Here is a 12347-nt window from a genome sequence, read left to right as displayed (position 1 = left end):
TCCCCCTATTTCACATCAAGCTTTTGTTTTAACTTTTCGAGCGCCTTCTGGGCGGCCTTCTGTTCTGCTTCTTTTTTCGATCGACCTTTGCCGACCCCGAGCTCCTCGCCGTTCAAGCATACTCGTGAAATGAACTCACGGTTATGGGCAGGACCGCTCTCATCGAGGATGCTGTACATGATCGTACCCGCGCTTCCTCTCTGTACAAGTTCCTGCAGTTGACTTTTGTAATCCATCACATGAGAAAAAGCACCGGCATTGATCTTCGGATAAACCACCTTTTCAAGAATCGAGACAACCGTTTCGAGTCCCTGATCGAGGTAAAGAGCCCCGATGAAGGCTTCGAATACATCTGCGAGGAGAGCGGGACGCTCCCTTCCACCGGTCATTTCTTCCCCTTTTCCGAGAAGGATCAATTCCCCAAAATTCATTTCCCTGGAGAACTTCACAAGGGACGGTTCGCATACGATCGCCGCCCTGAGCTTTGTCAGTTCCCCTTCACTCATCATGGGATATTTTTTGAAAAGGAATTGTGATACGGTCAATTCCAGTACCGCATCCCCAAGGAACTCGAGGCGTTCGTTGTCTTCATAAGGCTTCCGGCGATGCTCATTCACATAAGATGAATGAGTGAACGCTTGCTTTAATAATTTTTCATCTGAGAAATGGATTTGGAGTTCATCCTGAAAGGCTTTGAACTTTCCATCATATTTGTTTGCTAATCCTTTATTTCTGCTTTGTTTGCGCATGAGGCACTCCACCTTGCTATAAATGTTCTCACTATATACTAATCAAGTTTATGCTAAAAAAAACATTTTCGCAAAAGTTAATTTCACGGGATTGCCGGACATAAAGAAACTTGGTAGAAAGAAGCTTCTACCAAGTCATTGTGTCTTGTACCAAAGATATATGAAGTTCACATGAAAGCAAACCATCTTGGTCGACCCCAAAATTATGTGTTTGCTTTTATGTAGTTCACAGCATCACCGACTGTGCCGATTTTTTCAGCATCATCATCAGAGATTTCCATGTCAAACTCATCCTCAAGCTCCATAACAAGCTCAACTACGTCAAGGGAGTCAGCTCCAAGATCTTCTTTGAAAGAAGCTTCAAGGTTCACTTGTGATTCATCTACACCTAGACGATCAACGATGATCTTTGTTACGCGATCTAGTACTTCTGCCATTATTGTCACCTCCCCTCAAGGTATTATAGTGCATAACCTCCCCGATTGAAAAGGAGAATATCAATTTTTCCGCAATTACATCACCATTCCGCCGTCAATATGAAGGGTTTGACCCGTCATATAGGCAGCTGCATCGGACGCAACGAAGGAGACGGTCTTGGCGATGTCTTTCGGTTCACCAAATCTGCTCAAAGGAATTTGGGAAAGCATTCCATCACGGACTTCTTCCGGTAGTTCATCTGTCATATCCGTAGAGATAAAGCCTGGAGCGATGGCATTTACAGTGATCCCACGCGGAGCAAGTTCACGTGCAGACGTTTTCGTAAGGCCGATCACACCGGATTTGGCGGCCACATAGTTTGCCTGTCCGGCATTCCCGCTTACGCCCACGATGGATGAAATGTTGATGATCCGGCCGCTGCGCTGCTTCATCATTTGACGGGTGACTGCCTTCGTGCAAAGGAATACACCTTTGAGGTTGATGTTGATGACATCGTCCCATTCCTGTTCCTTCATGCGCATGAGGAGATTGTCACGCGTCACCCCTGCGTTATTCACAAGGATATCAATGCGCCCGAAGCGTCCAACCGTCTCTTTAACCATTGCCTGTACCGCTTCACTCTCTGATACATTGCATTGATAGGCTACAGCATCCCTGCCAAGGGCCTTGATCTCATCCACAACCGCATGGGCCTTTGCTTCGCTTCCGGCATAGTTTACGACAACATTACAGCCTTCACGTGCAAGCTCCATGGCAATTTCCCTGCCGATTCCCCGGGAAGCCCCGGTAACCAGTGCCACTTTTCCTTCTAAGTTCATTGCGCTTCCTCCTTCAGTGCTTCGATCGTCTGGATGCACGTTTCCTCATCCTGAACGGCATATGTCTTCACTCTTCTGTTCACTTTTTTGATAAGGCCAGACAACACTTTACCCGGGCCCACTTCGATGAATGTATCCACACCGAGATCAAGCAGTTTTTCGACTGTATCCTCCCAAAGGACAGGAGAGTACAATTGCTGTACGAGTAGGTCTTTGATTTCCTCACCGTTTGTCACCGGTTCGGCCGTCACATTGGCAATGACCGGAACACCCGCTTCATTGAATGTTTTACTGTCGAGCACGCCTTTGAAATCCTCTGCAGCGGGTTTCATCAGGCGGGAATGGAAAGGACCGCTTACTTGAAGGGGAATCACACGTTTAGCTCCCGCTTCCTTGGCTTTTTCCGATGCGAGTTCCACTCCTTTGACCGTACCGGAAATCACGATCTGTCCCGGACAGTTCATGTTGGCAAGATCTACGGCATGACCCTCAGCAGACACTGCTTCCGTTACCTCTTGAAGGGCTGCACGCTCCATGCCTAGTACAGCAGCCATCGTGCCCTCTCCGCTCGGTACGGCTGCTTCCATGAGTTCCCCGCGTTTCCTGACGGTTACCACGGCGTCCTCGAATGAAATCGCACCTGAAGCCACAAGGGCAGAATATTCACCGAGACTATGTCCTGCAGTGAAATCAGGACGGATGCCTGCTGATGTCAGACGATCCACGATGGCCATGCTCGTTGTGAGGAGGGCTGGTTGGGCGTTGAATGTGGCCGTCAATGTTTCCTGTGGTCCGTCGAAGATGACGGAAGACAGATCGATGCCAAGAGCCGCGTCAGCCTTAGTGAAATACTCCTTTGATTCTGGATGGGCATCGGCTAATTGCTGACCCATCCCTACTGTTTGCGAACCTTGCCCTGGAAAAACGAAGGCGATTTTACCCATGATTTTCTTCACTCCCTATTACAGCTTCTTTTATCGTTAGTGCGACCTGATGGCGCACCATTTCCCGCGCCTGTCTCATGGCATTATAGAATGCCGTTTCATTGGAGGAACCATGCGCTTTGATGACAGGGGCTTTCAGACCGAATAGTCCGGCTCCACCATACTCCGAGTAATCCAACATATTTTTCAGGCCTTTTAGATCGTTTTTGATCATACCTGCCGCAATCTTGTTCTTCATTGATGATGTGAGCGTCTCTTTAAGCAGGGAGAAAACCGACAATGCCGTTCCTTCGATGGTCTTGAGGACCATGTTCCCTGTGAATCCATCTGTCACGACTACATCGGCGGGACCGTTCAAAAGATCACGGGATTCAATATTCCCGACGAAATTCACCGGTGTTTCCTTGATGAGCTGGAAGGTTTTCTTCGTGAGTTCATTCCCTTTTTTTTCTTCGGTTCCGATATTCAGGAGACCCACCCTCGGACGGTCGATTCCCCTGACCTTCTCTGCATAGACGCTCCCCATGATGGCATATTGAACGAGATGTTCAGGTTTTGCATCGACGTTAGCCCCAAGGTCAAGCATAAGGAATCCTTTTCCATCCAGTGTCGGAAGTGTCGGTGCCAGCGCCGGCCTTTCTATGCCTTCGATCCTTCCGACGATGAAAAGCCCTGCTGTCATGAGCGCTCCCGTATTACCTGCTGAAATGCATGCATCGGCTTCCCCGTCCTTGACGGCTTGGGCCATCAGCACCATGGAAGCATCCTTCTTCCTTTTAACGGCACGGACCGGTTCATCCGTCCCCTCGATCACTTCATCCGTATGTACGATCGTCAAGCGGTCACCTGGTGTGATCCACTCTTTGATTTGTGTTTCATTCCCATATAATAAGACTTCGATATCATCGAATTCGTCCAGGGCACGCTTCACACCCAGTACGATTTCTTTGGGTGCATGATCTCCACCCATTGCATCAACGGCCAGTTTCATTCTTTCATTCACTCCTTCTCCGGTTTGGTGGAGTGATACATATCAAATTCACCCGTGAACACCAATTCCCCGCCAACGAAGCTATTCACTTCCACCATTGTACGGTCTTTTTGGTCATGGGCATGTACCACCTTCGCTTTCGCTACCACGCGGTCCCCCTGTTTGACGGAACGTGTGAACCTGATCGACGACTTGGCCGTCAGCGCCAGGTCATCATTGATCACGGCAACCGCCAATGAATTGGCCTGTGCGAACAAATGATGCCCACGGGCGATTCCGTTCCTTACAAAAACGTGTTCGGGCTTCACGTCAAATATGGAGATGGCACTGTCCCCCAGATCGATATCGATGATTTCACCGATGATTTCTTCGATTGGAAGTGCCTTTACTTCATCTTCAAAAGACTTCTCAGCTACATGTTTAATTCGTTCCCTGAGTTCAGGGATGGATAATTCCATGCGATCAAGGCGGATTGTCTGTACGCTGACGCCAAACCGCTCGGCCGATTCTTCATCGGTGATGAACGGATTTTCTTTGATTGTATTCACAAGTGCATTCTGCCGCTCTTTCTTAGAAAGTCTCATTATATACACCGTCCAGTATTAGTACTAGGTACTAATAGTAGTATATAGACAAAAAAAGCAGATTGCAAGAGATAATCTTGCAATCCGCCCTGTCTAATCAAGCTTCTCCCCTTCAAGGATCCCCGAGTCTTCCAGGTACCTTCTGAGTGGTGCATATTCGTCGTCTTTCCAAAAAGCGTCTGAATTTGCGAGGGTTGCCGCATCGTCTCTCGCGACCTCCAGCGCTCTATAGTCATGGATCATATCGGCTACCTTGAATTCAGGCATCCCACTTTGCTTCCTTCCGAAGAAATCACCGGGCCCCCGAAGTTCAAGGTCCTTTTCACTAAGGACGAAGCCATCATTCGTCTCGGTCATGATCTTCATCCGCTCCTTGCCGACTTCAGTCTTAGGGTCTGCCAAGAGAATGCAGTAGGATTGATCATCCCCCCGCCCTACACGCCCCCGCAGCTGATGAAGGGTCGACAGCCCGAATCGCTCTGCGTCATAGATGAGCATGAATGTGGCATTCGGAACATTGACCCCGACTTCCACCACCGTCGTGGATACGAGGACTTGTACATCATTCCGACTGAAACTCCTCATGACTTCTTCCTTTTCATCCGGATGCAGTCTCCCGTGCATGAGGCCTACTGAGAATCGTCCCTGGAAATGCTGACTGAGCTGGTTGTACACATCGATGGAGTTCTGCACGTCCAGTTTGTCGGACTCTTCAATTAGGGGGCAGATGACGTACGCCTGCCGGCCGGCTTTCAATTCCTTTTCCATGAAGGCAAGGACCCTGGTAAGCATATCTTCCTTAGCCCAATAGGTTTCGATGGCTTTCCTCCCTGCAGGCATTTCATCGATGATGCTCACATCCATCTCGCCGAAGACCGTAATGGCAAGAGTCCTCGGAATCGGGGTCGCCGTCATGAATAGCACATCAGGGCTCCCGCCTTTTTCCCTGAGCACGCGTCTCTGATTGACGCCGAACCGATGCTGTTCATCGGTGACGACAAGACCCAGGTTCTCGAATTCCACATCTCCCTGGATGAGGGCATGGGTACCGATCAGGATGTCGATCTCCCCTTCCTTCAATTTTTCCAGGAGGAGAGCCCTCCGTTTCCCCTTCACCGAGCTTGTCAAAAGGGCGACAGTTGTCCCGGTCGGTTCAAGGAGCGCACTGAGGGAGTCTGCATGCTGCTCTGCTAGGATCTCAGTCGGAACCATGAGGGCACCCTGATATCCTGCTGTAACCGAGGAATACAGGGCGATGGCAGATACAACGGTCTTCCCTGATCCTACGTCCCCTTGAAGGAGGCGATTCATGCGATAAGGGCTTTTCATATCCGCTGAAATCTCATTGACCACACGTTTTTGAGCATTTGTCAATGGGAATGGCAACGTATCCGTGAAGGATTGGATCTTTTCAATATCATACTGCTGGCTGATCCCGTGTGAATGTTCCCTTTCAAACTTCCGGAGCGCCTGCATCTTGAGCTGGAACAGCAAAAACTCTTCGAATACGAACCTTCTCCTTGCTTGTTTCATGGCTTGCGGTGAGTCTGGAAAGTGCATCTGATAAAGGGCATCGAGGCGACCTGAGAGCTTATACTTTTCAAGATAATAGTTTGGGAGAATCTCTTCGATCAGGTCACTGAAATCATGGAACGCCGCCCTGATATACTTGGTCAGGGCATTTCCTTTGATCGTCCCTTTCAACGCATAGACCGGTTCGAAGTCTCCTTGCTTGTTATGCGGTCCTAGCTGGTGGCTTTGAACCGTGATGATTTGACGATTCTTATCCCATTTCCCTGTGACCGTCACGGTATCATGAAGATTGATTTTCTTTTTCAAATAAGGCTGGTTGAAGAATACGGCCTGAACGAGGACCCTTCCTACGAGGATCCTCAATGTGAGGCGGGATTTTTTCCTGCCGTAAAACATAAGGGCGGGTTCCGAGTGGACCTTCCCTTCTACGGTGACGCGTTCGTCATGAGCAACCTCTTCCAGGTCCCTCAATCTGAAATCATCATAGCGATAAGGAAGATATTCCATCAGATCGACAACGGTCCGTATGCCCATGGCATGTAATTGAACCGCCGTTTCTGACCCTATCCCTTTGATGGATTCAACCGTTGGTGCCTCACTCCACGTCGTCACGTTTATTCAGTGCCACGCCGAAGATTTTCGCCTCTAGCTCCCGCCCCGTCGGTGTAGCAGCCAATCCTCCCAGTGCTGTTTCACGGAGAGCGACCGGCATGGTCTGACCGATCTTGTACATGGCATCAATGACTTCATCACATGGGATCCTGCTCGTGATTCCTGCAAGAGCCATATCGGCTGCCACCATTGCATTTGCCGCCCCCATTGCATTCCGCTTCACGCACGGAACTTCAACAAGCCCTGCTACCGGATCACAAACAAGCCCCAACATGTTTTTCAATGTGATCGCCATGGCTTCAGCAGACTGACTCGGTGTTCCCCCTGCCATTTCGACGATGGCAGCCGCGGCCATACCACTCGCAGAGCCGACCTCCGCCTGACAACCTCCAGCCGCACCGGATATCGAAGCATTATTCGCCACGACAAAGCCAAATGCTCCGGAAGTGAATAAGAAACGGATCATCTCTTCCTTCGTAGGGTTCAATTTGTTTTTGACAGCAAACAACGTACCGGGTACGACACCGGCAGAACCTGCAGTCGGTGTGGCACAGATCGTGCCCATGGCCGCATTCACTTCATTGGTGGCGACCGCTTTACTTACTGCGTCAAGGATGGTTTCACCTGTCAACGACTTGCCCGATTCAATATATTTTTGAAGCAGGACGGCATCCCCACCGGTCAGTCCCGAGTGGGATTTTACACCTTCAAGCCCCCTGGCAACGGCCTTTTCCATCACTTCCAGATTGGTTTCCATCTGCTGATAGACTTCCTCGTAGGTTTTACCAGTGAATTCGATCTCCTGTTCGATCATGATATCTGAAATCTTTTTATTTTGACTTTCTGCGAGTTCAATCAACTCTGCGACATTTCGAAACATAAGTCTACCTCCATAATGTAAACGCTATCATATTTCAATTCTTCAATCGGTGATTTTGGTCACCTGGGTAATATGGGAAAGCGACGACAGCTCCTTGAGCACAGCCTCATCAATCGGCTGATCGACCTCGATCGTCATCAATGCCATTTTTCCCTTTTCCTTCCTTGATACATCCATGTGTCCGATGTTCAATTCGTGCTTGGCAATAATATTTGAAACAGCTGCAATTGCACCAAACCGGTCGTCATGGACAACGAGAATGGCCGGGTGATGTCCAGAGAGCTTTAGTTCGAAGCCATTCAATTCAATGATCTCGACTTTTCCTCCACCGATGGATATTCCAACGAGCTCAATTTCCCCTTCGTCATCACCCATGTGGATCCTAGCTGTATTGGGATGATCCGTTATGGCCTCTTCTTCCCTGAATCTGATTTTGATTCCTTTTTCTCTGGCAGTTTCGATTGAATTGATGATCCGTTCATCGAATGTGTCATAATCGAGGACCCCGCCGATGATGGCCACGTCGGTTCCGTGCCCTTTATATGTTTTTGCGAATGAACCGTAAAAGGAAACATTGACCCATTTCGGTTCTCGACGGAACAGCTCCCTGGCAAGTCTTCCGATGCGGGCGGCTCCCGCAGTATGAGAACTTGATGGACCGATCATGACCGGCCCGATGATATCAAATACGCTTTTATACTTCATCGTCCTCTATCCCTTCATTTTGAGATAATTGAAGGGGACGAGCCCAATCGGACTGTCCCCTTCCTTTCATCCTATTCGACCGAGAAGATATAGGAGTAAAGTGGCTGTTTCCCGTTATGAACTTCCACTTCCACTTCCACTTCCCCATATTTTTGTTCGATATACTCTTGCAGTGACTCAACGTCTTCTTCAGAAACATCTTCTCCGTATATGATGGTCAGAATCTCTGAATCTTCGTCAAGCATTTGCCCAAGCAGGCCGGTTGCCGCCTTCTTGAGGTCTTTCTCTGCAATCACGATCTTTCCTTCATTGATCCCCATGAAATCATCTTTGGAAATCGTGATGCCGTCAATGCTTGTATCCCTGACAGCAAATGTCACCTGACCGCTTTTCACCTGTTTGGCTGCTTCAGACATCCCTGCCTGGTTTTCCGATACGGATGCACCCGGATTGAAAGCCAGTAGAGCAGACATTCCTTGAGGAACGGTTTTCGTCGGCACGACAGCCACTTCCTGTGAAAGGACTTCCGCCGCTTGCTCCGCCGCCATAATGATGTTTTTATTATTCGGCATGATGATCACTTTTTTAGCATTAACCTCTTCCACTGCCTTGACAATATCTTCTGTACTTGGATTCATCGTTTGTCCGCCTTCGATGACGACCGTGGCACCGATGCTCCTGAATAATTCCGCCACACCTTCACCCATTGCTACGGTCACGATGGCAAAGTCGACTTCCTTTTTAGGAGTCTCAGCCTTTGCAGCTGGACGTGATTCACCCACGATGGAGCTGTGCTGCTCCCTCATGTTTTCAATCTTGATCTTGATTAGGCTTCCGTATTGATGACCATAGCTTAGGACATTTCCCGGCTCCTCCGAGTGGATATGGACTTTGGCCAACTCCTCATCACTGATGACAAGGAGGGAATCCCCGTACCCGCTGAGGTCCTGACGGAACGCTTCCTCATCGAACGATTTCTTTCCATCTTCAAAGCGCACCATGAATTCTGTACAATACCCGAATTCGATATCTTCCGTGCTCATGAAGTCTTGGGCAGATTTGTGATGTTCAGCGCTCACAAGATCGTTCATGGATGGAAGGTTCACACGTTCAGAAACCTTCTCCCCCTTCAGCTCTGCAAGAAAGCCTTCATAGACGAACAGCAGTCCTTGACCGCCACTGTCCACAACTCCGACTTCCTTCAGGACAGGAAGGAGATCCGGGGTCCGGTCCAATGACGCCTGCCCTTCCTCGACAATCGCCTGCATCACCTTAATGAAATCGCTCTCGTTTTTCGCAACGGAAACACCCTTTTTCGCCGCATCTTTCGCCACTGTCAAGATCGTTCCCTCTACAGGTTTCATGACAGCTTTGTAGGCTGTATCCACTCCTGCTTGGAGGGCTTGGGTGAACTCTTCTGTCGTAAGGCTGGATTTGCTTTCAATCGCCTTGCCGAATCCCCTGAACAACTGGGAAAGGATGACGCCAGAGTTACCGCGCGCGCCCATCAGCAGTCCCTTAGAAAGGGAGGTGGAGACATTTCCGATATGGGATTGTATGTTTTTTTGAACTTCCTTCGCACCGGAAGTCATGGATAAATTCATATTTGTTCCGGTATCTCCATCAGGAACAGGAAAAACATTCAGTGCATCAACAAGTTGTGCATTCGCAGACAAAAGACTTGCCCCCTGAAGCACCATTTCTGCAAAACGTTTTCCATCCAAAGAAGTAATCGACACGAATCTTCCTCCTCACTACGGGTTCGTTACACGAACCCCTTGTACAAAAATATTTACAGAATCGACCGCCAAGCCGACGGTTTTATCAAGGGTATATTTAACCTTGGATTGTACGTTGTGAGCAATCTCGGAAATCTTCGTACCATAACTCACAATTATATACATATCAATATGTACTTCCTCTGCTTCCTGACGAACGATCACTCCCCGAGTGAAGTTCTCTTTACGCAGAATATCAGTGAAACCGTCCTTGATCTGGTTTTTTGAAGCCATCCCAACAATTCCGTAGCAATCCACCGCTGCACCTCCAGCAATCATTGCAATGACATCATTAGTAATATCAATTTGTCCGTACTGCGTTCTCATTTCGATGGACATGGAATGTGATCCCCCTTCGTTTACATGCTTGGCTACAAACATTTTACTATATAATACCCTATTTTAAAAGCTAAACTGTCAGGTGCCCCATCCAGGACGCCATTCTTTCATTATCTCCAAGCATCATCCGGCCGCAAACATGAAAAAAAGACGTCTAGCAGCTAGACGTCTTTTCAACTTGATTATTAAACGCGTTCAACTTTACCAGATTTCAATGCTCTTGCAGAAACCCAAACCTTTTTAGGTTTACCGTCTACAAGAATACGAACTTTTTGCAGGTTAGCACCCCATGTACGCTTATTCGCATTCATCGCGTGAGAGCGAGCATTACCTGAGCTAGCTTTACGGCCAGTAATTACGCATTGTTTCGCCATAATATATTCCCTCCTCACTAACAAGAAGCTGAAGTAAATTTCAGATTCACATTTCGCTTTTTTTTCATAAAAGATACCTTAATAATTTATCACACAACAAACCACAATGCAATACCACAATCGAACCTTTCAAGAAAAAATACTTTACACCACGAAAAGCGGAGGCGGGTCGCCCTGACCCGACAAGCATAAGGCAAGAACCCGGAAAGGCGTTCTGTGCCTTTTTGGGTTCTTGCCTTATGACCTCGAGGGTCACCCCGCCGGAGCTGGACATCAAGAAAAGCGGAGGGGGCTTGCCCTGAGGCGACAAGCATAAGGCGAAGATCTCGGAAAGGCGTTCTGTGCCTTTATGAGATCTTTGACTTATGACCTCGAGCCTCAAGCCCCCGGAGCTGGACACCACGAAAAGCGCAGGCGGGTCGCCTTGACCCGACAAGCATAAGGCGAAGATCTCGGAAAGGCGTTCTATGCCTTTTTGAGATCTTTGACTTATGACCTCGAGGGTCAACCCGCCGGAGCTGGACACCAAGAAAAGCGCAGGCGGCTCGCCCTGACCCGACAAGCATAAGACGAGAACCTGGAAAGGCGTTCTTTACCTTTTTGAGCTCCAATCAATATCACTTGGACTCCAAGCACAAGACCAGGCATTAAGACGCCCTGCGGCTATGTATAACTCTCACAGTGATCTCATTCTGAGCAGATGATGTTGCAGGTTAACACCTACCTCTGACCTTCCCTTACTGCAGAAGACAAAAAAAAAGAGACGGTTTCCCGCCTCCAGGTGCTATTCTTTCTTGAACGTCCCCAGCATGGCCCTGACAAGGCCTCCAAGAAATTTCGGTAGTTTGATTGTATAGAAACGCATTTTCAAGTCCCTCCCCACAATCTATAGAACATACTCATTACAAATCGCTTATACAAGCCGATCTACACGTTTGGGTCAAGAAGCATCGTTGCTTCTTATCACCATTATTATGCCGTCGGAAAAAGAAAAAGTACCATGCGATTGTATAAGTTCATTACTAATACATAGTGTGGATCCCCAGTAAATATTCCGGTTGGTGAGGGGATATTTGAAGCCGGACAGGGTCAACCCCTTCACAATAGGGCTGATCGGGACGAACGAAATGTACGTGTAGCGGGGGTTCATTTCCACCTCGTGCTCCCCCGGTCTTTTTATATACATTTCATTCAGGGAATCAACGAGACGAACTGAGATCCCTTTCAAGTCATCTTTAAGAAGAAGCTGCACATTTCCCATAAAATGATCCAGACGGCCTCCGGTTGCACCGTAAATGGTGATATCTTCGGGATCCTGTTCAGCGGCCCAGTTCAAAGCGAGTTCGAGGTCGGTTTCGTCCTTCTCCGGCCTATAGCGATTCACTTCTTCAACACAGGAAGAAATCAGTTGCCATTCACGTGGGCTGACTGAATCAAAGTCACCGAAAGCGACATGAGGCTCAATCCCCTTTTCCAGGAGGGTGAATACCCCCCTGTCCACCCCTACCCATATATGAGCATCCATAGGGACATCGACCAGGGGAGGAAGGTAGGGTGTCGGTCCTCCAGCTAAAATCGAGATTTTCATAGGGTCCTCTTTCC

The 12347-nt window shown here is 48.6% G+C and carries 14 protein-coding genes; all 14 read right to left on the bottom strand.

Annotated elements, in window-relative coordinates; translation table 11 throughout:
• Positions 1-5: 5 nt before the first annotated feature.
• Entirely contained in the window at positions 6-749 is a 744-nt protein-coding gene (rnc, locus tag ABJ225_RS02470) for a ribonuclease III (RefSeq protein ID WP_053427323.1), read from the bottom strand.
• A gap of 203 nt (positions 750-952) precedes the next feature.
• Positions 953-1186: an acyl carrier protein gene (gene acpP, locus ABJ225_RS02465; protein WP_048004082.1), complete on the bottom strand. Its 234-nt coding sequence runs from the start codon at positions 1184-1186 to the stop codon at positions 953-955.
• Between the two features lie 75 nt (positions 1187-1261).
• A complete protein-coding gene (fabG, locus tag ABJ225_RS02460; RefSeq protein WP_053427324.1) occupies positions 1262-2005 on the bottom strand; it encodes a 3-oxoacyl-[acyl-carrier-protein] reductase in 744 nt (247 codons plus the stop codon).
• Positions 2002-2949, bottom strand: coding sequence for an ACP S-malonyltransferase (gene fabD, locus ABJ225_RS02455; protein WP_347318256.1), 948 nt, complete (start codon positions 2947-2949; stop codon positions 2002-2004). Before fabD ends, fabG begins: the two co-directional genes overlap by 4 nt.
• Positions 2942-3940 carry a phosphate acyltransferase PlsX gene (gene plsX / locus ABJ225_RS02450; RefSeq protein WP_218245875.1) on the bottom strand — a complete coding sequence of 333 codons (999 nt, stop codon included), beginning with the start codon at positions 3938-3940 and terminating at the stop codon, positions 2942-2944. Before plsX ends, fabD begins: the two co-directional genes overlap by 8 nt.
• 8 nt (positions 3941-3948) lie before the next feature.
• Entirely contained in the window at positions 3949-4524 is a 576-nt protein-coding gene (gene fapR / locus ABJ225_RS02445) for a transcription factor FapR (RefSeq protein WP_048004086.1), read from the bottom strand.
• Positions 4525-4617: 93 nt separating this feature from the next.
• Positions 4618-6669 carry an ATP-dependent DNA helicase RecG gene (gene recG / locus ABJ225_RS02440; RefSeq protein WP_218245874.1) on the bottom strand — a complete coding sequence of 684 codons (2052 nt, stop codon included), beginning with the start codon at positions 6667-6669 and terminating at the stop codon, positions 4618-4620.
• Positions 6653-7549, bottom strand: a complete 897-nt coding sequence (gene sdaAA / locus ABJ225_RS02435; RefSeq protein WP_053427328.1) for an L-serine ammonia-lyase, iron-sulfur-dependent, subunit alpha — start codon at positions 7547-7549, stop codon at positions 6653-6655. The genes recG and sdaAA overlap by 17 nt, the downstream gene beginning before the upstream one ends.
• Positions 7550-7591: 42 nt before the next feature.
• Positions 7592-8254, bottom strand: a complete 663-nt coding sequence (gene sdaAB / locus ABJ225_RS02430; RefSeq protein WP_347318252.1) for an L-serine ammonia-lyase, iron-sulfur-dependent subunit beta — start codon at positions 8252-8254, stop codon at positions 7592-7594.
• Positions 8255-8325: 71 nt separating this feature from the next.
• Positions 8326-9993, bottom strand: coding sequence for a DAK2 domain-containing protein (locus tag ABJ225_RS02425; protein WP_347318250.1), 1668 nt, complete (start codon positions 9991-9993; stop codon positions 8326-8328).
• A gap of 15 nt (positions 9994-10008) precedes the next feature.
• Positions 10009-10371, bottom strand: coding sequence for an Asp23/Gls24 family envelope stress response protein (locus ABJ225_RS02420; protein ID WP_048004090.1), 363 nt, complete (start codon positions 10369-10371; stop codon positions 10009-10011).
• A gap of 185 nt (positions 10372-10556) precedes the next feature.
• Positions 10557-10745, bottom strand: coding sequence for a 50S ribosomal protein L28 (gene rpmB / locus ABJ225_RS02415; protein ID WP_048004091.1), 189 nt, complete (start codon positions 10743-10745; stop codon positions 10557-10559).
• A gap of 784 nt (positions 10746-11529) precedes the next feature.
• Positions 11530-11610, bottom strand: coding sequence for a stage V sporulation protein SpoVM (gene spoVM, locus ABJ225_RS02410; RefSeq protein ID WP_032088878.1), 81 nt, complete (start codon positions 11608-11610; stop codon positions 11530-11532).
• A gap of 75 nt (positions 11611-11685) precedes the next feature.
• Entirely contained in the window at positions 11686-12333 is a 648-nt protein-coding gene (locus tag ABJ225_RS02405; RefSeq protein WP_347318247.1) for a thiamine diphosphokinase, read from the bottom strand.
• Positions 12334-12347: the final 14 nt, after the last annotated feature.

The organism is Rossellomorea sp. RS05 (assembly GCF_039822645.1).
GTDB classification, from domain to species: Bacteria; Bacillota; Bacilli; order Bacillales; family Bacillaceae_B; genus Rossellomorea; species Rossellomorea marisflavi_B.
The sequence above is the reverse complement of the archived record's forward strand: the minus strand, read 5'-3'. Positions and strand labels throughout refer to the sequence as shown.